The organism is Paenibacillus sp. SYP-B3998 (assembly GCF_010820665.1).
In the GTDB taxonomy this organism is placed as follows: Bacteria; Bacillota; Bacilli; order Paenibacillales; family NBRC-103111; genus Paenibacillus_E.
Genome location: NZ_JAAIKC010000003.1, coordinates 385,809 through 412,175 on the forward strand (window position 1 = coordinate 385,809; position 26,367 = coordinate 412,175).

The following is a 26,367-nucleotide window of genomic DNA, read 5'->3' on the forward strand; positions in this document are numbered from 1 at the left end:
TGTCGTCAACCAAAGAGTGCCGAGCGGATGATCTGGGTTCAAGGTTATGGATAAGGATTAAAGGTCGTTTCGAACAATATCAAATATTTCAAATATATTTCTCAATTCGGCTGGACATTACGCAAGACCTAACGTTATTCAAATTCAAGTTAATCAGACGAAAAGGGATCCGGTCGCTTTCAATCAAAAACGTCCATTAACGGAATCCACGGATACGGAATTAAGCATCAAAATTTAATGAATACGGAGCGTTGCGAAAATGAGACCCGATATAGGTAATTACGACTGGTGCGAGAATCATCAGGCAAAACTTACACCGAAAGAGAAGTTCGCTATGATAAAAATGCTGATTCAATCGCAACTAAAGGATACTTTGGGAAGCGTATTGTTTAGAATGCCGTTGTTTCCGGGCAAAAAAATCGATGTGAGCTTAGACGAAATAAGGTATCCGGAAACACATACAGTTCGCATGGCGGAAGAATATGCAAAGGAATGTTGCTCAGAACCCTTATTGTATCACTGTTACCGCACTTATTTTTGGGGAGCGTTGTTAGGCAAAAGTTACGGATTCAAGGTAGACGAAGAATTGCTGTTTGTCTCCAGCATTTTGCACGATTTAGGTATATCATCAAAACATATTCACAAAACGGGACAATGTTGTTTTGCGACGACAGGGGCAAGAGAAGCTTATCAATTGGTTACGAACATGGGATGGCATCCTGACCGAGCCAAAAAAGTGTACGAATCGATCAGCCTGCACTTAAATCCGGTCATAAATGAACAAGTATATGGCCCCGAAGCGAGACTGGTTGGAGAAGGGGCGACGATGGACGTTTTAGGCGCTAAAAGCCATAGACTTTCAGCCGCAGCGATCCAGGCAGTTCATGCCAAATATGCCAGAAGCGGTTTTACGGAGGACATTCTTCATTCCATTACAGGCGTCGAACATGCTCTAGACACCAGACCGAAGCTGTTGTCCAGTATGGGCTTCGGAATTCTGGCCCGACGAAATCCGTTAGATCGAACTGAATTTAATTCACCGGAGACCTGAATTGACAAAAGGCAGACCGTTCTTTATATTGATGTTATGAGTACTCTTAGAATAAGTAAAGCTCGACAACAAATACTCCAAACAGCCTTAGAATTATTTTATCGCAAAGGAATTAATCGTGTCGGAGTGGATGAAGTTGTTGAGCAATCCGGCGTGGCAAAAATGACTCTTTACAAACACTTTCCTTCTAAAAACGATCTGATCAACGAAGTCGTACTCAAAGGAGGGGAACTTTGGTTACAATGGTTTATGAGCACCGTCGAGCGATTGACTTCTGATCCCGAAGAGCGATTGATTGCTGTTTTTGACGCCATCCATTTATGGTTTGAAGACCCCGATTTTAGAGGCTGCGGGGCCATCAATATCGTAACCGAGCTGGCAGAACCAACGCACGTCGCCCATTTATCTTCCAGAACACGGAAATCGGATGTTTATAACTATATTCGTCAGTTGGCTGATCAGGCAAGCTTACAACAACCCGACGACCTTGCGAGACAATTCATGCTGTTGATTGACGGAGCTACCGTAAATGAGCTTCTTTATAAAAACCAATTATCCGCTAAGGATGCCAAAACAATGGCCTCCCTTCTTTTAGATCATTATAAGAAGAGAAGTTAACTAATCCTGAAATATTCGTAGTATCACAAATATGATAATATCCTGTCATTATGATGAGTCAGAACCGTCAAGCGGCAAGGGATAAGCACGAATCCATTATTGACTTTGCCATTAATTGTAAATCGGAACAAGAAATTGATGATATGCAGAGTCATCTACACAGAATTGAAGGAGAGATTGTAGAAATAAAACAACACTTGTTAGCGATTCAATTGAAACAATAAGTAAAATATTTTGTGTGCTTTAACACCCAAAAAAGTGGGAGGGACTGCCTAAGCAGTTCCTCCTTTTTCATTAGCTCCCAAATCTTTTCCGTAGCATCTTAATTTGCCTTCCACAAAATAATGGTTTTTGTACATTGGTGGATTACTTTTTTTGTTTTTCCTTAGAGTAAGGAAACTCGGTTCTTTAATGGTGATAAATGTAATAGCGTATATTTTGGTTAAAATGTAGGCGGGACCCCAGATACTGCTGATATTAATTTTAGATTCACGTTATTTAACTGCTTCAATTTTCTCTATTAATCTATGTAATTAGCCCTCACATTTATGGATAAAAAGAAGGAGTTGATAGATATGAATCTTTTAGTCCATCACGTATACGGTATTGTCTACAGAAACGCCAATGGAACTTTGACAGTTTTTAATGGACGAATTGAAGCGAAGGGATTAACCACGATAACTCTCAAGTTCATGAACTCTAGAGATGGTACGTATCATAATCGTGAATCCTTATCAGGGATGTCCAAAGTTGCTAACTTTGACACGGATGTTCATGACTTCGTCAAAAGATTGTTCTATTGTCTCTTCGATGGTTGCAGCTTGCCCGATTCAAGCGTAAATGATTCTTCACATAGTGTAAGGGGACAACTGAACCATCCTGTTCCAACAGATCCGAAATTTAATCGAAACTTAATAGACTTATCAGCGTGTATACCCCATAATTATTTTTGATACAAATCGTATCAGATATAATTAAGGAGGTAGTTTATGAAAGGATTCTATTTGAGATGGTTGTTTGCAATGATCTTGCCGATGCTCGTTTTAGCTTTATCGCCTGTCGGTTCTAACGCACAGGATGGCGGAATTAGAATTGAAAAGCAGACACCTGGGGTTGTCGATGCTCCTCCGACAATCGCTATCCAAAAACCGGAAATTTTATCGATAACAACCAAAGATGTAGATGTGAAGATGACATGTATGGATGACGATCCAGCAGGTTGCAAGAATGTCACATTAGAGGCAGATGGAAAACAGATTTTGTCAAGCGTCGACGGGCTCGATACAGTGATTTCACTTGCAGAATATGAGGGGAGAGGAGTTACTTTAAAATTTACGGGATACGATTCTGCTGGGCAGCGGACTGAAGCAGTAAGGTATGTGAACGTAGATAGCGGCAATCGTCGTCTAAGCCTGGTAAATAGTTTTCCGAATGCAAGGTCCCTTGACCTCGATTCAGCCAGAGTACTTCTCCTTCATGAAAATAATTTTGAAATCAGGGATCTGCATTCAGGCCAAGTGATCGCATCCATTCCTAACAGCTTAGACGCAGCAATTAAAGAGGCTTATTTAACACCCAAAGGGGCAATGATTAGAACGAATGCAACAATCTACGAATGGAGAGAGGATAGACTTAGCTTCGTACTGGATACTTATGCGTATGCCACATTTGATAGCCTAATAAAAATAAAAGGCAATTATGCTCTTATTAAGAAAAATTATTGTGGTGTACTAAGGAATCTATTAACAGGGGCAGATACAATAATTGCTCCTTCCTGTTCAATAGAAGGACTTTTAGAAGATGGCACTGCGATTTATAGTTCTGGTAATGAAGACGGCGTTTTTAGGCAGTATAAAGAGGGTATAGGATCCTCAGTTTTCTTTGTTGCTCCACCTGGATATGTAATGATTGGGACAGATGAGGTCAGCACGTTATTAATGAAATTTGGTTCTGAGGATAAGTTCCCCCTAAAATATACACTGCTGCTACATACTTCGTCGGGGAACCGCGAGCTAGGTCCATTTGTAATTGGTTATCTTCCCGAGCATGCTTATAAATTAGATATTATGCAAAATAATGGTTGGATTGCTCATTTTCAATTTGGTCACAGCGAGAAGGAAGAAGAAGGGATACTTGGCCCTCTAGAACTATGGGTTATTTCTCCTGACGGGACGGAGCAACAAGTAGCGGATGAGGACTATTACGATAGACTGGAATCTATCTCAGAAAATGGAGATGTCTTATTTAAGACCGAAGGAAGCTATGATACTTTTTATGTAAGCGACAACGTCGCAGGTCAAAGGGATGGTTTCATACGAATACCTGTTGGTATAACAAATCCCGTTTGGAGGGGTGATCAATTGTACGGCATCATGAGCTTCGACAACCAAATTACTCAGGTATATAGAATCAACACGGATTCTAATCCAGAACAGCCAGACACGACGGCTCCCGTAATTAGTAAAGTGAAACCTGCTGATGGAGTAACGATTACCACGGCAACGCCTACGCTGTCAGCCAAATTAACAGATAAGCATTCTGGCATCAATGCCGATTCCATTCGTCTCAAACTGGATGGAGAAGTCCTGCAAGCTCATTATGAGATCACTACAATGACCGTTACGGCTTCAGCCTATGGCTTGTCGAATGGCATCCATCATCTGGAGATTATCGTTGCGGATCGTGCTGGGAATACAGCGCTATCAACCACTAGCTTCCAAAAGAAAGATCTGGAGCCGACTGGTAAATTACAGTTCACTACCCTCGCAACGATGGTTGACGAGCGCGCGGGTACGGTAACGGCCACTGTATATCGCAGCGGAGGCAGCAGCGGAGGGCTAACAGTCAATTATAGGACATGGAACAGGTCTGCTTCGGCAGGGAGCGACTACATTTTCTCATCGGGTCAACTGACATTCGCGAATGGCGAAATGAAGAAAAGCATTCAAGTTAAGATCGTGAATGATACTTACAAAGAACAATTAGAAGTATTTTATCTGAGCCTGTATGCTCCCTCTGAGGAAGGAGCCCTAGGAGCCAATACGGAAACAACATTCATCATTAGGGATGATGATTAATATCAGGAGGAAATAGGCACCCATAGTATAGCTGTAAAATTATAGTTCCGATATGGTTAGTTTCTAGCTATCTAGGGCTCATGTTCTCGTTATCAGCTGCGTTCACTCCAATGAGTGGACGCAGTTTTTATTTAGCAGAGCCGTTTTTTATCGTCCAATAGCTGTACGACCAATTAACTCGATAATCTTCGAGGTAATAATGTGCATCATTTGAAATACCCTTAATGCTTCCGTTAATATCTGACAAATACTTATATAGTTCTTCTGTGTTTAAGGGAGTGTTCTGTCATTAGTGAGGGGAGTATAGTGTCAATATATGTCGGGTGACAAAAACCTTATCTCATTCCCGATGGAGGTATTCTGTGAGCAGTATAAGAGCAATGGAAGCTCAAAGATGCGGTTCTGACTGTTTAGCAAGGTGTTGCAGAGATCAATAATCCTCCTGGTTTCAACAGTTCATTAATTCTTTGTAGAACGATATGTTCATCTTCCAACAAATGCAGAACATGAAAGACCAGGATGACATCAAATGAGCCTTTTTTATACCTTTCATCAAAAATGGTCGAATGAGCATAGTTTATATTTGCAATGTTCGCTCTTTTGCCTTATCAATCGCATGAATCCCTTTCACATATTGTGCAATTTCATTTGATATCAATCCAATCCCACAACCGTAATCCAAAACAATGTCGCTTATTTTGAGATGCGTTTTCGTTCTTTTTATTATATTGATGCAAGTCTGTTCATCCTTCATTTCTAATTGATCATATTTACTTGCTGTTTTGTCCCAAAAACTTTCTGATTTATTCATTTCAGTTACCCCTTCTTTTCTAGAGCATCTATCTTAATTGGATACAGAATCCTGCTCCGCCCGGTTGAATCCTTTAATGATTAGCCATATAGCCAAAACCAGTTGTTGAAAGGCTATTGGAATGTTCAACATCATGTAGGTTGCATCCAGACCGATGAAGCGAATCATAAATAATAAGCTTGCCAATATGGACAATGCAGACCCAATAAGACCCGAAACTGACAACCAACGTGGAACTAATTTTGTTTGGTAAAATATGCAGTTAAACAAGAACATAGCCAAAACAAATGCCAGTGTCGTTGCCACATGGTTCACCAAATCACGTCCTTCCCGTAACAATCCACCCAGGGTCTGAAAATACGATACATTCAGAGTTCCAACTTTTGTAAATTCGTGGCTTAATGTCAATAGTAGCAGAAGAATGATTACACCAATAATAATGAACACACCCGCAATGATGCCGAAAGCAACAGATCCAAGAGCTAAACCTTTATTATGCTTACTTAAAATCGGATACATCAAAATAGGAATACCAACATATGCAACAACCATTAACAACTGGAAAAACGCTCCTATTAGTACCTGATTTCCATTTGTAGAAGCCTTGACAAGGTAGTCTGCTCCATCTATAACAGGAACAACACTAAATATACCTGTAACCAACCCGGCTATTAATAACACCCCAGTAATTACTGCAGACCTTCTACCTGATTTTGTATTCTTCCTCAACATAATTAACCTCCTTATAATACCTACCCAATGACGGATGTTTGCGGGACGTGCGAATTAAGAGGTCAAAGAAGTAGCGATGATGACATTTCCTCTTTTACGTCCGGTATCGGCATATCGATGTGCTTCAGCCGCTTGGTCCAGTGGGTATTGCCGATTAATCAATCCTGCCTTACAAATTTCACTCCCCAGTTTTATCCACGTTTTATTGCTTATCATCATATAGAAAGACCTCTTCGATGGACTTTCCGAAAACACGCGCGATGCGAAAAGCCAACTCCAATGAAGGTGAATAATTCCCCTTCTCGATAGCTCATCTCGTTATGATTGCTGATCGCATCCTTTCCCATGTTAAACTCCTTTTCTATAAAAGTATAATTGAGCGAACGTCCCAGTAGAACGGATAAAAAACCGAAGAAGATCAACACAAGAAACGTTAAGTAAGTTGGAAGATCCGTAACGAGCGGAACCATGGATAATATAAACCTGAGGAAAAACACATATAGCGAAATCCGGTCTGCCTTCAACTCGATGATCTTATCAAACTCATCTTCAAAAGAAGGCTGATCTTCATTCGTGGCGATCTTATTGAAGATGACAACCACGATATGAATGATAACCTTAGCTACAATCGACACCGGGAGCAGCACCAGATTACGGGCTGGCATTGTGGTCAATAAAGATGTGACGGCGCGCACGCTGCTTTACATAATTGCCGGACATGCGGCGCATCATTTGAATGTCATTAAGAATGCTTCTGGGCAGTTAAACTAACCAACGTGGGAGAGCTTTTCGCTGCAACGAAGCTGTCAGGGGTTCTATCCCCCTATTCTCCACGGGATGAAAACAAGTATGGGGTGACTGGAAGAAGAGTCGGTATGACGGTGTGAAATATGTTTTGGTCTCCGACAATACGAAAATGGAGGTTAGGAATAGGTGCAGTCTGCTTGCTGAATTGATGCTAGCACATGATAGATAATGGATGTTTATTTAGAGCCTTTCCGATTTCCTGTTATAAATTAATAAAGATGGAGTTACGCCCTTTCAAAACAAATAGGGCTTGAATAAGATTGTATAAACACCTTATTAAAAATTGGGGAAGTGGGATTAATTTGACAATTGGCAAAATGATTAAACACAAAGAGCTGCTTCAGCGTCCAGCGTTGCGGAAATATCTGCCTGAAACTCATTGGATTTCACCCGCAAGGACCTTACGGATGATCAGATCGTATTCTTCCATTTTCATCAAGCCCAATAAGGGCAGCGGAGGAACAGGTATCATCCGAGCGAAAAGGATACGAAATGTTTACGAGGTTGGCTGTGGACAAAGACGTAAGATGGTCGGTCCCGCTTCCCTGTACAGAGCGATTCAATCCTTCCAGAAGCCGTCCCAGCGATATCTTGTACAGAGAGGGCTTCAATTGGGCCGATACAAGGGCTCGATCTTTGACGTGAGGATTTATATGCAGAAGCCAAAATCAAGATGGGTCATTTCTGGAATGGCTGCCCGAGTGGCTGCACCCAATCGTTTTGTTACCAATTACCATAAAGGAGGGCATGGCGAGTCGCTAGACAAAGTACTCTTGCATCTTTTTGGGAACGAACGAAGAAAAGTCAATGATCGCCTGAGTAAAATATCTGACTTATCCTATAGCATTGCGACAACCATCAATGAGCACCATTCCATTCGTGAACTGGGGATTGATCTTGGAATAGAGAAAAGCGGACGCATTTGGTTTATTGAAGCCAACTCGAAGCCAGGTCATATGTTGTTCAGTCAATTGCCCAATAAAACTATGCTGAATACTATTATGAAAAACAAGCGTCTGATTCGGAAGCTGTACTCCTAATATTTTATAAATAAAGGAGAAGTTCAATGAAAAAAACAAAAAAGCTAAAACAAATGATCTGCTCGAATAATCTGGAGTTTTTAATGGAAGCCCATAATGGTCTGTCAGCTAAAATCGTCGAAGAGACTGGGTTTAAAGGAATTTGGGCCAGCGGGTTATCGATATCTGCTGCAATGGGCGTGAGAGATAATAATGAGGCTTCCTGGACACAGGTGCTGGATGTTCTGGAATTTATGAGCGATGCCTCTTCCATCCCAATTTTGCTTGACGGGGATACGGGCTATGGAAACTTCAACAATGCCAGGAGGTTGGTTAAAAAGCTGGAGCAGCGCGGGATCGCCGGCGTTTGTATTGAAGATAAGCTATTTCCCAAAACCAACTCATTCATAAATGCAAAATTCCAGCCACTTGCTGATACGGATGAATTTTGTGGAAAAATTAAAGCAATGAAAGATACTCAAGCCGATGAGGACTTTGTGCTTGTGGCAAGAGTGGAAGCGTTTATTACAGGGTGGGGGCTTGAAGAGGCGCTTCGGCGTGCGGAGGCTTATCGCCAGGCAGGGGCCGATGCCGTACTGATTCACAGCAAACGATCGGACAGTTCGGAAATCGAAGCGTTTATGAAAGAATGGGGGGGAAGATTACCGGTTGTGATTGTGCCTACCAAATATTTTTCTACTCCGACCGTCAGGTTCCAGGAGCTCGGAATCAGCCTCGCGATCTGGGCAAACCATAATCTGAGGGCATCGATTGAAGCTATGAAAAAAATATCCGGGCAAATTTTTCAGGATAAAAGCCTGGTTCAAGTGGAAGGCAGGATCGCCACTGTAGAGGAAGTGTTTAGACTTCAAGGGGCTGAGGAACTTAAGACGGCTGAAAAAAAATATCTTCCCTCAAAGAAGAAAGATTAGGTGGATCATGATCAATACAAGAATGTTTGGAGATGAACTGAAAAAATTAGGGTTTACGCTCTTTAGCGGCGTTCCATGCTCCTTTTTGAAAAGCTTAATCAATTATGCGATCAATGAGTGCGAATATATTGCAGCGGCCAATGAAGGGGATGCCGTAGCCATTGCTTCAGGAGCTTATATGGGGGGAAAGAAGCCAGTTGTTCTGATGCAAAATTCGGGACTGACCAATGCCGTTTCACCCTTGACCTCTCTTCTCTACCCCTTTCGGATTCCGCTTCTTGGATTTGTCAGTCTCCGCGGGGAACTTGGTATTCCCGATGAACCCCAACACGAATTGATGGGCCGAATCACAACCCAGATGCTGGATTTGATGCAAGTGGAGTGGCAGTATCTTTCCGGCGATCTGGAGGAGGCCAGGGGTCAATTGCTGCAGGCGGAACAGCATTTGGAACAAAACAAGTCTTTTTTCTTTGTCGTAAGAAAAGGAACTTTCAATGAAGAGGCTCTGCAAAAACAACAAACCGCTATTCATTTGAATCAAATCAAAGTAGCTGGTCATGGGAAGGATCAAATGCCGGCACGGCACGAAGCACTGACCGTCATCAATGCCATGAAGGACGATAACACCGTACAGCTAGCCACAACCGGAAAAACCGGAAGGGAATTATACGAAGTCGAAGATTCCGATCATAACCTGTACATGGTAGGTTCGATGGGATGTATAAGCTCATTTGGGCTTGGTTTGGCTTTGACTCAAACAAATAAGGATATCGTCGTCATTGACGGGGACGGCTCCTTGCTTATGCGCATGGGAAGCCTGGCCACATCCGGTTATTACCAGCCGGCCAATATGATCCATATCCTGCTTGACAACAATGCTCATGATTCGACAGGAGGGCAAAGCACGGTATCCCATAATACCGATTTCGTAACGATTGCCGCTTCTTGTGGCTACGCGAAGTCTATATACGTTCATAGTCTAGAACAATTGAAGGCTTCCTTGAAGGAATGGAAAATGACAAAAGGCTTAACCTTCCTCTATTTGAAAATATCCAAAAGCTCAATGGATCAGCTCGGCCGCCCTGGTATCAAGCCATACGAGGTAAAGGAAAGGCTGCTTCGGTTTGTATCAAACCATCCATCGGCGGATAAGGAAGAGGGAGAGATATGCGGTCCATAAAGAGAATGATTTTGCTTAACCCCGGACCGGCAACCACCACAGACAGCGTGAAATGGTCCCAAGTCGTTCCGGATATTTGCCCCCGTGAAACGGAATTTGGACTTTTGATGGCCTATATATCCGAAGAACTGACCCAGCTCGTTGCCGATCCGGATCATTACACGACGGTTTTGTTCGGCGGCTCCGGTACGGCGGCGGTAGAATCGATACTAAGTTCCGCCTTGGATAACGGGATAACGATCATCATCAATAACGGCGCGTATGGGAAGCGGATGTGTGAAATTGCCAAAGCGTACGGGCTGAATTACTTGGAATTTAAAAGTCCCCCCGACGATGCAGTGGATTTGAACGCGTTGGAACATGTTATCCAATCCTCTCAACAACCTGTCTCCCATCTTGCCGTCGTTCATCATGAGACGACAACAGGCCTATTAAACGATGTTAAGGCGATCGGGGAAATATGTAGGCGGCATCAGATCGAAACGATCGTGGATGCCATGAGCTCGTTTGCAGCCATACCGATTCAAATGAAGGAAATGAATATATCATACCTTGCATCCAGCTCCAACAAAAACCTGCAAGGCATGCCCGGGGTTTCTTTTGTTATAGCGGAAATAAGCAAATTGGAGCTCTTAAAGCACAAGAAACAGAGAAATTATTATTTAAATTTATACGCTCAATATCAATATTTTTTGAAACATCGGCAAATGCGCTTTACCCCGCCTGTACAGACCTTATATGCCCTTAAACAAGCAATAGACGAGTTAAAACAAGAAGGGATGACGGAGAGATACGAGAGGTATGTAAAGTCATGGGAAACACTCATTAACGGACTCTTTCGATTAGGGTTAACCTACCTCGTCCCCGAAACCCACCACTCAAAAATTATTACTGCCATTGTGGAACCGGATTGTGCCGGGTATGCATTTCAAGAAATGCACGATTATTTTTACAAGGAAGACATCATGATTTACCCCGGCAAGCTTGATGGGTTAAACACCTTCAGGATCGCCAATATGGGGGATATTACTTACAAGGATATCGAAACATTTGTAGAGCTTCTTGAACGGTATCTTAAAAGAATTGGTTTTATCGGGGAGGGAAGGTAAATATGTCATTATCTAAAGATAAATGGTTGAAATACAGGTTTTTGAGAAGCTACAAACCGCTCGCGCTCCATGTCCCGGAAACGCAAAGGATGACAAGAAATACCTTTTGGAAGCTGGTCAGAAAGTATACACATGTCATAGTTAAACCGGTATGGGGAAGCAGAGGACGCGGTGTCATTCAAATTTCTTCAATAGGGAACAACAATTATGTGTTACATTATGAGAATATAAGAACTACGATACACGGTAAGGAACAGACTTATCGGTTTATCAAAAGAAAAATCGGTTCAGCCAGCTATATGGTGCAACGCAGAATTCCTCGGCCGACCATCGGTGGCAGTCCTTTCGATCTAAGGGTCATTATACAACGCAAAAGAAACTCCGCAAAATGGGTAGTCACCGGAAAAGTTGCCAAAGTCGCAGGGAGAGGTTATATCGTCTCGAATCATGAGAGGAGCAAAGGAAGCTTGCTACCGGTTCCAATCGCTTTACATCGTTCCACAATCAGACATTATTCCACACAACACTTGCTATCCAAGATTCAGCGCGTTTCGATATTATCGTCAAAACGCTTAGCTTCTTATTTTCCCAGACACCGTATATACGGATTGGATATAGGATTGGATAACAACGGGAAGGTTTGGATCATTGAAGCGAATCTTTTTCCTTCCAGGTCCCATTTTCTTGCTTTGAGGGATAAAACGATGTACCGTCGAATTACGGATTTCAAAAAGAGTTGAAAAAAATAAAGTAGTTATTTTACTTCTATTCGAACAATGATTGAAAACATCGCCCGAAAAAGGTGGTGTTTTTTTCTCTGTTTGGATAACAGAATAAGCGGAAGTCCGAAAAGCCGAGCAGCAAGGCAAGTCGTAAAAGTGAATTTTTCAGAAAATCTTTTATTTCCAGATTACTTCGAGAAGATAGTTATTTTTGAATGGCATGCAGACGAATAATTAAACTTTGCAGTTTGTACCCCAAAATCATAAGTTTACTCCATTGATAAGTGAAGTAATCTTTATTATAATATAAATCGATAATGATTATCATTCTCTTTCAAAATCGAATATTGGGGGAAATACAGCCAGATGAGAAAAGCACGAAGATTTGTCGTCATTTTAGCAATTACAACCTCGATGGTCGCATTGCTTGCGGCTTGTGGTACTAAAATCAAGGAAACAGCAACTTTGCCTAGCCCAGTAGCAACAACTGCTGCAACACCAGAACCAGCTACAAGATCTTTTACAGATTCTAAAGGCCATACGGTTGAAATTCCAACTCACGCCAAAAAAATCGTGTATACGGGAAGCGATTTGGGAGATCTGCTGGCATTGGGAGTTAAACCCGCCGGTGCGGCGCTTGGGGTTATTGCCACACAGGTAGCTTTTCCAGACTTATTGACAGGTATCGAAGACATTGGAGATACATCAGCTAATCTTGAGAAAGTACTCTCGCTTGAACCGGACCTCATCCTTATGGATAGCGGCGGCACTTACTATAAATCAAAAGATTTTGAGGCGCTTAATAAGATTGCTCCAACCGTTACCTACGACAGGCTGCCTACTTATGAACGATTGCTTGTAATAGGAGATATCCTAGGAAAGAAAAAAGAAGCTGAGGACTGGATTAAAGCCTTTAAAGTTAAAGTAGCGGGAATCAAAAAACAGCTAGTTGTTAAAGAGGGTGAAACTGCATCTGTTTACATTCGGTTAGGTAAAGAGTTCTACGTTATGGGAAATAGTGGGTTCGCGACAATTCTATACGATACACTTGGTTACACGCCTGCTCCAATGGTCAAACAGAATTTGATTGATAAGAATGAAAGATTCGGTGATTTAAACAACGAGCTTTTGCCTGGATATGCAGGGGACTATCTTTTTGTGCTCACGGATGAGGATGAAACAGCCAGAGCAGCCGCAAGTTCTTTTACAAATGATGCTGTCTTTAAATCAATTAAAGCTGTTGCGAACAAAAAAGTCTATTATATCCAAACGAAGTGGAATTTTGATGATCCGATTACCAAGGAAAGATTATTGGATGAACTCCCGAATATTATGGAATAAATTTGTATCGAGGTCAAAATAATTCATGTCGTACGTACCATTGTCCAACCTGTAGGAGCCCAAACGTGAAAACGCTAGAGCTCTTTTTTTCTGAAAAACGACTTCGACAAAGTCAGACTGGATAGGTTAATAAATTTTTGATGCCCACATAAAAGCTAATTTAGATATCATTCTCACTTCGTTCCAACATGGCTCCCGTGTAGTCCATCAAGCCGAAGGAATTAATAGAAACGACCCGGCTCATTCAAACAGGGGGGACATCCAATCACACAAGAAATCGCGGAGCAGGTGTTTGAGGAGATGAAGCAGCAACGGCTGCGCCTAATGGAGAGAGGAGAATCCGTAACGCCTAATCCGTACGGATTAACCAGACGCGAGTTGGAAATACTGGAGCATCTTAACCAGGGACTCCGTTACAAAACCATCGCTGCCAACATGACCCTCTCGGAAGGTACGATCCGCAACTATGTATCTATCCTCTATTTGAAGCTTGGAGTCAATAACAGGGATGACGCAGTAAACAAAGTGAAAGAGGAGGGACTGCTTGACTAGGCAAGTGAGTTCGATCTAGGGCATATTCATACCGCATGATGCAGAACTATAACCAATTACTGTTGATTATGGGGAAAAACAAATAAGAAAAATTGTGCATAATGGTGGTTCATCTTATATAAAAATAGATTTTGCCTTTGGTATTGGACTAAGCTTCCAGAATCAAAGAGGGATTTGATACAACAATTGGGTAAGATAGAGAAATAGGTGGAAAGTTGGTGATGATGGAGTGAATAAGATTCGAGGAAAGAGAAGATATTTCAAAAAACTTTGGTCAAAGATAGAAAGTCATCAGCTACATGTTGAGAAAGATGCATGGTACGACTTATGGCATAGACACCTTGATTTTGGCGGTTTAGGCAACAACAGTCTAAAGATAAGAAGGGAACACATTAAAGCACATCTACACCTTTATTCGAGATTTCTAAAACAACTTGAAAATTTTAATAAGCCTTATCAAACGTGGGTGTGTATTCATGAGGAAGATAGTGGAGCTGACGCAATATATGTCCATTCACCAAATCCCAACTCAGAAGTTTTCCCTTTAAATCTTGACTATATAAAGTGGGATTGCAAGCTTCCACAGACGTTTAATGACCTTATAGATGTAACACAATATAATGTTGGGTATTATGAATCTGAAATTGAACGGGTTTATTACATAGAGTCGAAGATTCTCCATTTTCCATTAGATGCAATGAAACATAAGTTTGATTAAACGCGACTCCGATTAGAAGTGGGTTTTGCTTTAGACAGTGATATAAACCATTTGATCGTATATAGCTTTGTGCTTAGGTATACCGAGGCGAAGCATATCACAAGTAGTAGTAAAGCGGAAAGTAGATCGCTTGATGCTAATTTGAGGAACATTTCGTAAATCATTAGCGTCTGTCGTACTTTTTATACGAAAAGACCGGAGTCAGCTCATGCTACGCCTGGTCTCTTTATTAGTTTACTTAAATCTTGACCCTAACAGGCAGTTTGATTCTAACGCAGAGGTTTTAAGTATTGAGAGTAAGCCAATTACAATGGGGTTTCAAGCAGTTGAACTGAGTCGCCATACAGTGCAAATAGTGCTGGTACACAATAGTACGGATGTTTTTATTGATGGGAAGAAGCTAGGTATGACTCATAAAATTGCTGATCTTTTTACTCTTTGCAAATACATTTCCAAGATGTATAATAAAAACAAACCGATCGGTCTTTAAATTTACATAAATCGATTTCGAATGGAGGCAAGTTGACTCATGGGTAATCGCAAAGGAGAACAAACCAAGGCCTTCATCGTTCAAAAAGCGTCTCGGCTCTTTAACTGTCAAGGGTATATGGCATCTTCAATATCCGATATCATGCAAGAGACAGGCCTTAGAAAGGGAGGGATTTACAACCACTTTGGAAATAAAGAAGAACTCGTATTGAGCGCATTTTCCTTTTCGATCGACACGATGATTCATTTCTACTCCGAAGCGCTGGCGGGAAAACAAGGGTGCATGGAACGTCTTCTTTCCATCGTTAGCGTGTTTGAGAAGCTCGCTGAGAACGAACTGCTACCCGGTGGCTGCCCCATTATGAATGCTGCAATTGAGGCAGATGACGCTGACCCCTTGCTTCGTGAAAAAGCCAGTGAAGCAATGGATCGCTTGTTCGGAATGGTTAGGCATGTTCTTCAGAAAGGAATCGAAGAAGGTGAGGTTCAAGCAAACGTCGACATCGAATTTGTGGCGACCGTTTTGATCTCCACGTTAGAAGGAGCAATAATGTTAAGCAAACTTTACGGGAACATGGAGTATATGAGAAGAGCCGTTCTTCATCTCAAATCGTTTCTTACTTTGCAAGATGCCCCGTTGCTTAGAAAAGCCTGAAATGGCTTTTTTTTGCCTGAAAAAAGACCGTTCGGTCTTAAAGTTGGAGTGAGAAGGAGTTGAGAATTGTGCAAAAGACGACAATGACCGATCATCCTACCGTTAAACAATACTTCGAGAATAAGGAAACGGTACAAGGGCCCCCCAACGGAAGCCCTATAGAAACAAAGTGGTTACGGGAGCTATGTCTGCATGCAGGAGCGGACGATGTCGGATTCGTCTCTATTAACCGGAGTGAACTTGATGACCAGCGCAAAGAAATCCTGAGCCTGTTTCCCAAGGCGAAGACGCTTATAAGCTTCGTCTGCAAAATGAACCGAGAGCCTGTGCGTTCAACAGCACGATCCATTGCAAATACGGAGTTTCATCATGTTATCGATACGGTGACGCATGTTGGACATCAAATCGTGAAACAACTCGAGGCTCAGGGCATCAAGGCGCTGAACCCGCCGGCAGGGTTTCCGATGGAGCTGACGCGGGAAGGAAAAGCGTGGGTCATTTCCCATAAACCGATTGCGGTTGCGGCAGGCCTTGGACAGATGGGCATTCATAGACTCGTCATTCATCCCAAGTTCGGCAACTTTATTTTACTGGGTACGATCTTGACGGATGCGATCTTGACTTCAGAAAATCAAACGATCGATTACAATCCGTGTTTGGAGTGCAAATTGTGCGTAGCTGCCTGTCCGGTTGGGGCGATCGGTTCTGACGGACATTTTAATTTCTCCGCGTGTTATACGCACAATTACAGAGAGTTTTCCGGCGGATTCACGGATTGGGTAGAAAGCATTGCCGACAGCAGCAACTCCAAACAATACCGGGCCAAAGTAAATGATGCCGAAACGGCATCCATGTGGCAGAGCCTTTCTTTCGGGGCGAACTATAAAGCAGCCTACTGTATGTCCGTTTGTCCGGCAGGAGAAGATGTGATTGGAGCGTTTCTTAACGATCGTAAGCATTTTTTTCAAGAGGTTGCCAAACCGCTGCAGGATAAGAAGGAAATAGTCTATGTCGTTCCAGGCTCTGACGCAGAGAAGTATGTAAAAAAACGTTTTCCGCATAAACAAGCACGGCTCGTGAGCAACGGATTGCGGTCAAAATCAATTCGTTCGTTCTTGTGGGCGCTTCCTCATATGTTTCAAAGAAATCAAGCGAAAGATTTAAAAGCCACCTATCATTTCACATTTACTGGAGAAGAAGAGGCCAAAGCGACCGTTATCATTCAAAACCGCACACTTTCTGTAACAGCGGGACATGTCAGGGACGCAAACTTCCAGCTTGTTGCGGACAGTCGAACGTGGATTCGACTACTTGCTAAAGAAACTGGAATGTTGCCAGCTGTTTTGTCCGGTAACATTCGTACGAAAGGCCCTTTAAAACTGCTCAAGGCTTTTCGCAGGTGCTTTCCATCCTGAAGCCGGGTATCGTATGAGGTATTAGAAGTGAATTAGGATGAATTAAAACATGGATCGATAAAAAATCCCGCGGGTTTTCAAACAACTTGCGGGTAAAATTACATGTTTTATTATAAATTACGGGATTCGGTTTTCATGAAAAAGGGCCACATATTTAGTTAATCAAAGATGATACAGGATGTCCCCCCATTTTCTAGTTTAGAAGTAGCAGCATAAAAAAGGTATCTTTTTTAGGGTAATACAGAGAAGAGTAAGCATAGACAACGAAGCATAGATGAGTCGGAAGAACACTAACATACGGACGAAGATCCTGTCGGGCAGCATATCCGGCCTCCACCTCATGGACAGGTTGAATGAAGGAATGTGTGAGCGTAAGAGTATTTAAGTGAAAATCTATTCCTCATAGAGGGAGGATAATGTAATAAACTGTGTGGGAAGATGATGAATTCCTGTGGCATAGGCTACAGTTTTTTTACATTAGGGTTTGACATGCAACTAAATAGTTGCATATAATAGAGGCATGGACAAACTCTTTAAAGCACTTGCGGATGGAACACGCAGAGAATTACTCGACCTCTTGTTCGCGAATAACGGACAGTCCTTAGCAGAACTCTGTAAAGAAATGACAATGAGTCGTCAAGCTGTTACGAAGCACCTTCGGCTGCTGGAAGAAGCAAATCTTGTTACTGTTGTTTGGCAAGGCCGTGAAAAGCTTCATTATCTTAACCCGGTACCTATCGGGGAAATTTATCAACGTTGGATCGGTAAATTTGAGCGTCACCGGATTGAGGCATTAATCAAACTAAAGCAAGATTTAGAGGAGGATTCTAATCATGAATAAAACTTCATTCGTTTACACGACTTACATTGCAACTACTCCCGAGAAGCTTTGGGCAGCCCTAACTAACAGTGAATTCACTAAGCAGTATTTTTTCGGTCGTGAAATCGTTTCAGATTGGCAAGTTGGCTCCAGCTTTAAATTGATGAATAAAGATAAGGTTGATCATTATGGTGAAGTTCTTGTATGTGAGCCGTATCGTTTACTCACTGTTACCTGGAGCGTCAAAGACGTTGAAGGAGAGCGAATGTCTAAGGTTAGTTATGAATTAACACCCTTGAACTCTACTGTAAAACTGACACTCCTACACGAGGATTTATTAGAGAAGGATATTCGCAAAGATGAAGGCAAGATTGAAGGATTTAATAATGGCTGGCCTGTCATTCTCAGCAATTTAAAGAGCTTGCTCGAAACAGGCAACATCCTGCCAGCCTTTTAGTTTAACATTGGTTTAGGCTGAACCTCTGGAACCCCCGGCTTGACGAGTGTAATCGTAGTAATAGGTCACGGCTGACAATGTCTGCAATGACGGGGGGGCTTTGGGGTCGCTCTTTGAAGGACAGTTATCACTCTGTTACTGATACAATTAGAATTAAGGAGAGGTCAACAAATTGGAGCCGAATCAAGCGAATTACTCTGTTAACCATGCAGGTGCATTTTCGAATTTTGGGAACGTAACGGAAGGAATGCTAAAAGGAAAAATTTTTCTGAAAGATTTCTTAAAACTTACGAGTATGGAAGTATCACTCAATAATCTGCCCCCAAAGGCGGAAATTACCTTCTATCACAAACACCAAGAAAATGAGGAACTCTACATCTTTCTTAAAGGACAAGGTCAATTTCAAGTGGACGGAAACGAATTTGATGTGTTCGAAGGAACTTCAGTTCGAATCGCTCCTGACGGAGTGAGAGCGTTGCAGAATACGTCCACTTCGGAAGACCTGTATTTTATCGTTATTCAAGCCAAAGAGAACAGCCTTACCCAATGGGTGGAGACAGACGGGATAATCCTGGAACAACCTGTCGAATTGTATTGTCATCGATAACTTTGAGCGCGCTAGTGGCCTCAATCGTACATACGACTTCACATTCTCCTCCATTCTTCAGGTCAGCCTTTTCCTAAGTGCATTCCCTTTAGTTCTCATTTTAAAAAAATTTGCGATGGGTCTTAAAGACCTTATCATTCGGCAAGAGGAGAACTTTCGTCACTTCATACTAACAGGGCAACCGCTGGATGCCGATTCGTTAGATATTAGCTCCTTTAACGGGGCTAGAGATTTCTGGTTTACATCCAATGGATGATACTATGTTTGCTTCCGAATTCAATGCTCAAAATGATGTACTAAAAATTTTCGATAGCGATTGTTTTTTTGATTTAGATGAGGATGAAATTCATGAATTAGAAGCTATGGCTGAAGTGGATTTTTATACGGTTCCCAGTGAAGCATCATATCTGAATTGAACTCCGCCAAAACTGGCTGACCTCATAACGATGGGAAACATGATATTGAAAAGAAGGGAAGCCTGCTAAATATGGCTTCCTTATCTGTTTTTGTCGAAATAAGGAAATACTTAATTCTGCGTTCACACTTCAATAACATTGCGAAAACATAAAAAAATTATAATAATTTATGATTAAACTTTATAAATGGGAGATGATTGGTGTTGGTAATGCCTAAAATGGAAGTACAATTGATCGAATCTATTCAGCCAATCCGCTATTTTACCTTGGCTGTTTGTATCTATCATCTCTTTGATACGGGGCTATTTAATGTTTTCGTCGAAGATGGCCCATCTTCTGTCCACAAGCTCGCTAACAAGCTGGAATTGGATGAAGAAAAATTACAAGGATTTCTAAAATATTTAAAGAACGAACATATATTGATAGAGGAGAACGACGAATTCCAATTAAGCCCAAAAGGGATTGAACTTGGAGATTTCCGGGGCTGGTATATCATGATGATCGGCGGTTATGCGGAAACGTTCCTCCAAATTGGTTCTAAGTTGAAAGAAAACTCTGGATGGGCCACTCGTGATTCGATGAAGGTCGGGGTAGGAAGCTGCGGCATCAGCCATTACGATGCGATTCCTTTGACTCAAAGCCTCATGTCCCACATTCCAGGAGAATGTAATCGACTCTTGGATCTGGGTTGCGGAAACGGTCTATATTTGGTTGAATTTTGCAAGCTTTATCCTGATATCCAAGCTTGGGGAGTAGAACCGAGCGAAGGCGGTTATGCGGAAGCAGTGAAGCTGGTGGAGGCGCATGGCCTTCAGAATCGAATTCAATTGACATGCAGTCCGGCAATCGAATTTTTTCAAAGCGATTTTGACTATAAGCCTGATTTTATTGTACTGGGCTTCGTCCTGCATGAAATTCTCGGACAAGATGGCGAAGAGGGCGTCATTCGATTTTTGACACAGATTACAGATCGCTTCCCGGATATCAATATCATTGTAATTGAGGTAGATAATCAAATCGATGACCAGGAAATTATGAATCACGGATTAGCCAAATCCTATTATAATCCTTACTATCTTCTTCATTATTTTACACGTCAACGTCTGGAAACGGAGAAGTACTGGGATAAGCTTTTTGCAAGTCTTAATCTCACCATAAAGGCGAAAGAAAGAGTTAACCATCATGTCGACTCTACTGATTTGACCATTGGTTATTTATTGCAAAGGGGGCAGTGACAAGATGCAACGTATTACAACTTCTAGTAGCCCGTTTACTTTGCTCCAACAGCGATTGAAATACGTCAGTCTTCAGCCGGAACGGCCATGGAATGTATGGGTAGAAAATGTACCCCAATGGGAGAAACAATCGCCTATCGCACAATTTGAATTTCCTCTCGTAAGTGAATATGCTCCTTGTGAAGGTTATCCTTTTTTGTTAGATGCCATTCGTAACCGGGAAAATGGGAAATATGGGATGCAACTGGAGCAAGAGCAGATCCTTGTCACCAATGGAGCTCTTCACGGGCTTTCGTTGATTTTCCGTTCTTTGTATCGACCTAATGCAATTGCCCTTTGTCAGGCGCCTATTCTAGGAAGCATTGCTACTATTTTGAAAAGTTACGGATATAAAATTAAGTATTTTACCTCTCATCAAGGTGAACTTGATATCGAAAAGCTCAAATCAGAATGTGCAAACTCAGACGTTCGCTTGCTTTATATCAATACGCCCCATAATCCAACGGGAGACATTCTTTCACAGAATGCTTTGTCTCAACTCGTTGAAATGGTTCAACGTCAAGGAATTAACCTGGTTGCAGACATGATTTACGACAGTTTCACCTTTGACGGAGCGCAGTCGTTCACACCGTTGTCCGTAACCCCCTTTTGGAGAAATGTATATACGGTAAATTCGATGTCCAAAAATTATGGATCTCCTGGTTTGCGTATCGGCTGGGTTATATCGGATCCGGAAAATATACGAAGTATGGCCGGTTTTTTCGAGCAAGAATGCGTAGCAATATGCGGGATCGCGCAAAAACAAGCCCAGCTTTTACTCGAACACGGTAATCAGGATTTAGTCGAAACCATTGCCAAACGAAAAAAATATGTGGAATCAAGGCTCTCGTCTTTTAAAGATATTAAGTATGTTATTCCTCGGGGCGGAACGCAGTTTTATGTGGAATTGCCTGTGGACGATATCGATTTATTTGCAGATTATATGTTGGTCAACTATAGTCTTGCGATTACAACCATTAGTAATTATCAAGGCGGAAAAGGCTCCTATGTAAGAATTCCAACCGTTTACCCAATTGAGACGACCCACGCTGCATTGGATCTTCTTGCGGAAGGGATCAAACATTTTTGCTTGAATTACACGATGTCTTCATAAAAAAGTGGGGTAACCATGACGAGATGGCCTTTGACCAATTCACAAAAGAGAATTTGGTATACGGAAAACATCTACCCGAATTCGAATATTCATAATGTATCTATAGGGATGCATTTCAAAGGTAGTATTGATTTTATAACTTTGGAGCAAAGCATTAGCATTATTATTAAAAAACACCCCGGAATACGCACTCAAGTTGGGCAAAGCAACAATGAACCTTATCAATACGTGATTGAGCAACAAATCCCTATAGATTTCATCGATTTCAGCAAGCAGGATCAGGCGGAAGAGGCTTTTGATGCGTGGGTGAAGAAGGAAATGGCAAAGCCATTTCGGTTAGAACATGCGCCGCTTTACAGCATGACTATGTTTCGAATATCAGACGTTAAAACGGGCTTTTTCTATCGATTTCACCATCTGATTGCGGATGGAAAATCATTGACTCAAATCGTAGTTGATCAGATCGTTGAAATTTATATGAAGCTTACGGCAGGGGAGCAAGTAAACGAGGAAGTAGAATTTTCCTATTTGGATTATATTGAAAAAGAGCAGGAGTATCTCGAATCGAAGCGCTTTGTGAAAAGCAAACAATTCTGGTTCGATAAATTCGCGCAATTACCAGAAATATTCCCGATTCGTTCTGATTTCATGATTAGCAATCGGAAAAGATTTAAGATCAGTCTTGAACAAACAGAGCGCATTAAACAATTTACAGACTTGAATAAGGTTTCAATAAACACTTTTTTTGTTGGCACCATGCTGCTTTATTTGAATAAATTAGTTCAGCAAAACGATCTTGTAATTAACACCCCCGTCATAAACCGTTCCGGACATAAAGAAAAAAACATGTTCGGTATGTTTACAAGCACCATGCCCCTTAGAATCTACATCGACGAGAAACAATCCATTTTATTATTATTGCAAAGTGTTCAGAAAGAATTGATGAGCTGCTATGTTCATCAAAAATATCCATACAACTTCCTTCATCAGGATTTACAACTGAAGAAAAAGGGAATCGATTCGTTGTATGAGGTCATTGTCAACTACATGGGAACGCATCCTCCAATGGAGGTGAATGGAGTTCCATTAGAAATCGTAGAATACACCAGTGAAAAACAGTCGCAGTCGCTTCAGTTTATTATCAAGGAATGGGCAACAGAAGACAGCTTTTTATTAGAATACGACTATAAGACGGATCTATTTACAGATGAAGAAATCAATTTCATGCATAATCGTTTGCTGTTTCTGATGGATATTATGATGTTGAACGATTCAAAACCGATTTCTGATCTTAGTCTGGTCGATGAGGAAGAGAAAAGGTCGTTAATTTATGAAATGAATCAAACGGATGCGGATTATCCACTTAATAAATCGATCAGTCAATTGTTTGAAGAACAAGTGACAAAGACGCCTGGACGTATGGCATTATCTTACGATCAACAAACGCTAAGCTACGAAAAGCTGAACGAAAAAGCGAATCAAGTAGCGTGGGAACTTCTTCAACGAGGAATGCAGCCTGAGCAGCGTGTAGGCATCTTATCTGAGCCCTCCCTTGAAATGATGATTGCGATTCTCGGCGTGCTCAAAGCAGGCTGTGCTTATGTGCCCATATCCACTACATATCCAAAAGAGCGCATCGATTATATCGTTCGAGATAGTGCGTTAGAAATGATCATTTCAACAAAAGAAAAGTTTGAAATAGCCGGATATTCCGGCAAGTGGCTAGTTGTGGAAGACGCATTACAAAAAGCGGAGTTCGTTGACAATCCAGCAATTACCGTATGCCCGGAACATCTGTCCTATGTTATTTACACATCAGGCACAACGGGTTATCCCAAAGGGGTCATGATTGAAAATCGGAATGTAGTCAACCTGGTTTGTTCTTTGTTGGAAACTATTTACCAAAATGACAATCAACCCTTACATATTGCGCTGCTCGCTCCATTTGTCTTTGATGCTTCGGTGCAACAAATGTTTGCTGCCCTGCTTGGGGGCTATCACTTACATATCGTACCCGAGGAAGTGCGTGTGGATGGTAGACAATTGTTAGCGTTCTATAACCATAACAAAATTGATGTTTCAGATGGGACGCCTGCTCATATCAAATTGTTAATTAATGATAAATTTACACGTGGTCAGCAAATCAACGTTAAGCATTTTATTATTGGGGGAGAACAACTCTCATCAGACGTAATTCGAACGTTCTATGCGCATTTTCAAATGGAACAAACACAAATCACGAATATATATGGTCCAACTGAGTGCTGCGTCGATGTCACCTCTTACTCTGTATCCAGAGAATCGTTAGATCAGTATACTATCCTGCCGATTGGGACTCCGCTGCAGAATTCTAGTCTGTATATCATGAACAAAAAAATGCAGCTTACGGGTATAGATGAGGTTGGCGAAATCTGTATTAGCGGGGCCAATGTAGGAAGGGGATACCTTAATCAACCTGAATTGACTGAAGCTGCTTTCATCCCAAATCCGTTTATATCGGGTCAACGTATGTACAAGACCGGAGACCTTGGCCGACGCAAAAAAAACGGGATTGTTGAAATCCTCGGACGTAGCGACGATCAGGTGAAAATCCGTGGTTATCGGATTGAGATCGGGGAGATTGAAGCCCAAATCCGCAGATTTCCTAGCGTCAAGGAAGCGGTGGTGATGGCAAGATCCGAGAATCATGGGGATAGGTATCTTTGCGGTTATTATGTGGCTAACAATAGGATCGAAACGAACGAGTTGCGAACTCATTTGTCTCGTATATTGCCTGACTATATGGTTCCTTCCTATTTCGTGCAACTAGAAAGTATTCCTCTCACACAGAACGGAAAATTAAACCGGAATGAATTACCCGAACCTAATCTCAATAGGGTAGCATTTGATGCTTTCGCTCCTCCAGAAACGGAAAAGGAAATCATATTAGCAGGTGTTTGGACAAAAGTATTGGGCTCGGGAACGGTTGGGCGATGTGATAACTTCTATGCTTTAGGTGGAGATTCGATTAAAGCTATCCAAATCGCTTATAAGATCCAAGATAGCGGCTTCTCGATAAAAGTCGCAGAGATGCTGTCTAATCCTATACTGATGGATATGTCAAAAGCGATGAAGGCCAACGAAAGCGGCAACCATCAAGGTTATTTGCAAGGTGACGTTCCTTTAATGTCTTCTACAGCTCAATTTCTATCTTACGCGTTAGCAAAACCGCATATGGCTGTGGAATCCATTGGCTTAGATCTGAAAAACAATGAGGTTACGCATGTAATTGGTCAGATCTTAACGGAATTGGTTCGGCATCATGACTCCTTACGACTCGTCATGGACGTCGAACGAAATAGATTCAGCTATGATAATCGCTATATAAATGATGAGCTAGAGCCGGAAGTCATAGACCTCTCGAATGTGCATGCAGACAATCTGGAAGAACAAATCGAGTTACATACCAAACGTATTCATTCCATGATTCAAATGAACGGCTCCCCCTTATTCATAGGGTGTGTGTTCGACTTGGGCATCCAAGGAAAACGGTTGCTATTAGCGGCACATGGTCTCATTATCGATAAACCTTCGTGGGAAATTATCATCGGAGATTTTGCTAAACGGCTAGAAAGCATCCATCTGGGAATGCCCTTCGCCTTGACGCCGAAGACGCGCTCTTATAAGGAATGGGTACTAAAGCACAGTGAGCTCCCTATGAAAGATGGAGCAATTAACCGCGACCCAGAGCAAGAGCAAGAGTATCCGGAATCTACCACGGGTTTTAGTATAGTCAAAGACTTTTCTACGCTGCATACAGAGTGGTTGTTGTCAAAGGCCAACGAAGGTTATAACACGGAACCGGAAGAATTGCTGGCTATGTCTATCGCTTTCGCTGTTAACGACATGTTCGATGTAAACAAAATGAGCGTAGTGCTCGAGATGGATGGCAGAAAAGATCAGGTAGGGCAGTTGGACGTTTCTAGAACGGTAGGCCACTTTACTAGTTACTACCCAGTACGGATTCATTATCCTAATGAGTCTATATCCAATCGAATTAAAGCAAGCAAGGAGCAATTGCGTTTTGCGTTCTCCTCTTCTTCTTTGACGCTCTCTAAGCAACATGATATTTGTCTCCAACGCATTAGAAACTGGGATAATAAGCTCTCAACACCGTGGGTCACACTAAGTAAGAAGGGGAGACATCGGGAGGTAAGCGAGCTTAATCCAGTGACAGATTCGATCGATATGACGCCAATCGTCGAAGAGCGAGCACTTCGGGTTATCTTCACCTCCAATCATACTCGCTTTACTGAAGATACGGTGACGAAGCTTGCAGAATTGTTTGCCCATTACCTCATCCAGATTATGGAGCATTGCTTAAGCCTGAACCATGTTGAATATACGCCTTCTGATTTTGATTCCGCAGATATTTCGCAGGAAGATATTGAGCATTTATTTTCGTTGTAAAA

Annotated in this window: 29 protein-coding genes; 24 read left to right on the forward strand and 5 right to left on the reverse strand. The window is 41.9% G+C overall.

All coding sequences use genetic code 11. The annotated features are described in order from the left end of the window. Positions 1-259: 259 nt before the first annotated feature. From GK047_RS12285 to GK047_RS12305, 5 genes are all read left to right on the forward strand, one after another. Positions 260-1,051, forward strand: a complete 792-nt coding sequence (locus GK047_RS12285) for an HD domain-containing protein (RefSeq protein ID WP_163946447.1) — start codon at positions 260-262, stop codon at positions 1,049-1,051. Between the two features lie 36 nt (positions 1,052-1,087). Then, positions 1,088-1,669 (forward strand): TetR/AcrR family transcriptional regulator, encoded by a 582-nt coding sequence (locus tag GK047_RS12290; RefSeq protein ID WP_163946450.1) that lies wholly within the window; start codon positions 1,088-1,090, stop codon positions 1,667-1,669. A gap of 50 nt (positions 1,670-1,719) precedes the next feature. Continuing rightward, complete coding sequence (locus GK047_RS12295) at positions 1,720-1,893, forward strand: DUF1003 domain-containing protein (RefSeq protein WP_240343919.1); 174 nt, start codon at positions 1,720-1,722, stop codon at positions 1,891-1,893. A gap of 351 nt (positions 1,894-2,244) precedes the next feature. Then, the gene (locus GK047_RS12300; RefSeq protein ID WP_163946454.1) at positions 2,245-2,622 is read left to right on the forward strand and encodes a hypothetical protein; all 378 of its coding nucleotides are present in this window, start codon (positions 2,245-2,247) and stop codon (positions 2,620-2,622) included. 36 nt (positions 2,623-2,658) lie between these two features. Then, entirely contained in the window at positions 2,659-4,746 is a 2,088-nt protein-coding gene (locus GK047_RS12305; protein WP_163946457.1) for a Calx-beta domain-containing protein, read from the forward strand. 410 nt (positions 4,747-5,156) lie between these two features. Here the strand turns inward: GK047_RS12305 and GK047_RS30625 are convergent, their stop codons facing one another. Genes GK047_RS30625 through GK047_RS30360 form a run of 5 tightly spaced genes read right to left on the reverse strand, consistent with a single transcriptional unit; the run spans position 5,157 to position 6,569 of the window. Beyond that, positions 5,157-5,336 (reverse strand): methyltransferase domain-containing protein, encoded by a 180-nt coding sequence (locus GK047_RS30625; protein WP_163946792.1) that lies wholly within the window; start codon positions 5,334-5,336, stop codon positions 5,157-5,159. Then, on the reverse strand, positions 5,324-5,557 hold the full coding sequence (locus GK047_RS12315; protein WP_163946460.1) for a class I SAM-dependent methyltransferase: 234 nt from the start codon (positions 5,555-5,557) through the stop codon (positions 5,324-5,326). Before GK047_RS12315 ends, GK047_RS30625 begins: the two co-directional genes overlap by 13 nt. Before the next feature lie 33 nt (positions 5,558-5,590). Continuing rightward, complete coding sequence (locus GK047_RS12320) at positions 5,591-6,289, reverse strand: DUF4386 domain-containing protein (protein WP_163946463.1); 699 nt, start codon at positions 6,287-6,289, stop codon at positions 5,591-5,593. Positions 6,290-6,343: 54 nt separating this feature from the next. Continuing rightward, positions 6,344-6,508: a zinc-binding dehydrogenase gene (locus GK047_RS12325; RefSeq protein WP_163946466.1), complete on the reverse strand. Its 165-nt coding sequence runs from the start codon at positions 6,506-6,508 to the stop codon at positions 6,344-6,346. Further along, the gene (locus GK047_RS30360) at positions 6,492-6,569 is read right to left on the reverse strand and encodes a hypothetical protein (protein WP_205516775.1); all 78 of its coding nucleotides are present in this window, start codon (positions 6,567-6,569) and stop codon (positions 6,492-6,494) included. Before GK047_RS30360 ends, GK047_RS12325 begins: the two co-directional genes overlap by 17 nt. A gap of 829 nt (positions 6,570-7,398) precedes the next feature. On the opposite strand from GK047_RS30360, the gene GK047_RS12335 reads away from it, so the two are divergent. From GK047_RS12335 to GK047_RS12420, 19 genes are all read left to right on the forward strand, one after another. After that, entirely contained in the window at positions 7,399-8,136 is a 738-nt protein-coding gene (locus GK047_RS12335) for a YheC/YheD family protein (RefSeq protein ID WP_163946469.1), read from the forward strand. A gap of 26 nt (positions 8,137-8,162) precedes the next feature. Next, positions 8,163-9,047 (forward strand): phosphoenolpyruvate mutase, encoded by an 885-nt coding sequence (gene aepX / locus GK047_RS12340; protein WP_163946472.1) that lies wholly within the window; start codon positions 8,163-8,165, stop codon positions 9,045-9,047. 7 nt (positions 9,048-9,054) lie between these two features. After that, a complete protein-coding gene (gene aepY / locus GK047_RS12345) occupies positions 9,055-10,227 on the forward strand; it encodes a phosphonopyruvate decarboxylase (RefSeq protein ID WP_205516728.1) in 1,173 nt (390 codons plus the stop codon). After that, positions 10,215-11,336 (forward strand): 2-aminoethylphosphonate aminotransferase, encoded by a 1,122-nt coding sequence (locus GK047_RS12350; RefSeq protein ID WP_163946475.1) that lies wholly within the window; start codon positions 10,215-10,217, stop codon positions 11,334-11,336. The genes aepY and GK047_RS12350 overlap by 13 nt, the downstream gene beginning before the upstream one ends. Before the next feature lie 2 nt (positions 11,337-11,338). Beyond that, positions 11,339-12,076, forward strand: coding sequence for a YheC/YheD family protein (locus GK047_RS12355; protein ID WP_163946478.1), 738 nt, complete (start codon positions 11,339-11,341; stop codon positions 12,074-12,076). A gap of 348 nt (positions 12,077-12,424) precedes the next feature. Then, on the forward strand, positions 12,425-13,399 hold the full coding sequence (locus GK047_RS12360; RefSeq protein ID WP_163946480.1) for an ABC transporter substrate-binding protein: 975 nt from the start codon (positions 12,425-12,427) through the stop codon (positions 13,397-13,399). A gap of 300 nt (positions 13,400-13,699) precedes the next feature. Continuing rightward, on the forward strand, positions 13,700-13,951 hold the full coding sequence (locus GK047_RS12365) for a response regulator transcription factor (RefSeq protein WP_240343921.1): 252 nt from the start codon (positions 13,700-13,702) through the stop codon (positions 13,949-13,951). Between the two features lie 229 nt (positions 13,952-14,180). Beyond that, positions 14,181-14,669 (forward strand): hypothetical protein, encoded by a 489-nt coding sequence (locus GK047_RS12370; protein ID WP_163946482.1) that lies wholly within the window; start codon positions 14,181-14,183, stop codon positions 14,667-14,669. A 208-nt stretch (positions 14,670-14,877) separates the two neighbouring features. After that, positions 14,878-15,159: a hypothetical protein gene (locus GK047_RS12375; RefSeq protein WP_163946485.1), complete on the forward strand. Its 282-nt coding sequence runs from the start codon at positions 14,878-14,880 to the stop codon at positions 15,157-15,159. A gap of 39 nt (positions 15,160-15,198) precedes the next feature. Next, positions 15,199-15,813 (forward strand): TetR/AcrR family transcriptional regulator, encoded by a 615-nt coding sequence (locus tag GK047_RS12380; protein WP_163946487.1) that lies wholly within the window; start codon positions 15,199-15,201, stop codon positions 15,811-15,813. A 68-nt stretch (positions 15,814-15,881) separates the two neighbouring features. Further along, positions 15,882-17,228, forward strand: coding sequence for an epoxyqueuosine reductase (locus GK047_RS12385; RefSeq protein ID WP_346010329.1), 1,347 nt, complete (start codon positions 15,882-15,884; stop codon positions 17,226-17,228). Positions 17,229-17,748: 520 nt separating this feature from the next. Further along, entirely contained in the window at positions 17,749-18,069 is a 321-nt protein-coding gene (locus tag GK047_RS12390; RefSeq protein WP_163946490.1) for an ArsR/SmtB family transcription factor, read from the forward strand. Beyond that, positions 18,062-18,505: an SRPBCC family protein gene (locus GK047_RS12395; RefSeq protein ID WP_163946493.1), complete on the forward strand. Its 444-nt coding sequence runs from the start codon at positions 18,062-18,064 to the stop codon at positions 18,503-18,505. Before GK047_RS12390 ends, GK047_RS12395 begins: the two co-directional genes overlap by 8 nt. 172 nt (positions 18,506-18,677) lie before the next feature. After that, positions 18,678-19,112: a cupin domain-containing protein gene (locus GK047_RS12400; protein ID WP_205516730.1), complete on the forward strand. Its 435-nt coding sequence runs from the start codon at positions 18,678-18,680 to the stop codon at positions 19,110-19,112. 52 nt (positions 19,113-19,164) lie between these two features. Continuing rightward, a complete protein-coding gene (locus tag GK047_RS30630; RefSeq protein WP_481856003.1) occupies positions 19,165-19,368 on the forward strand; it encodes a DUF6526 family protein in 204 nt (67 codons plus the stop codon). Next, positions 19,361-19,528, forward strand: coding sequence for a hypothetical protein (locus GK047_RS12405; RefSeq protein ID WP_163946495.1), 168 nt, complete (start codon positions 19,361-19,363; stop codon positions 19,526-19,528). The genes GK047_RS30630 and GK047_RS12405 overlap by 8 nt, the downstream gene beginning before the upstream one ends. Positions 19,529-19,737: 209 nt before the next feature. Next, positions 19,738-20,763, forward strand: coding sequence for a 2-ketoarginine methyltransferase (locus GK047_RS12410; RefSeq protein ID WP_240343939.1), 1,026 nt, complete (start codon positions 19,738-19,740; stop codon positions 20,761-20,763). 4 nt (positions 20,764-20,767) lie between these two features. Continuing rightward, positions 20,768-21,916: a beta-methylarginine biosynthesis bifunctional aminotransferase gene (locus GK047_RS12415; protein ID WP_163946498.1), complete on the forward strand. Its 1,149-nt coding sequence runs from the start codon at positions 20,768-20,770 to the stop codon at positions 21,914-21,916. A gap of 15 nt (positions 21,917-21,931) precedes the next feature. Further along, entirely contained in the window at positions 21,932-26,365 is a 4,434-nt protein-coding gene (locus GK047_RS12420; RefSeq protein WP_163946501.1) for a non-ribosomal peptide synthetase, read from the forward strand. Positions 26,366-26,367 lie beyond the last annotated feature (2 nt).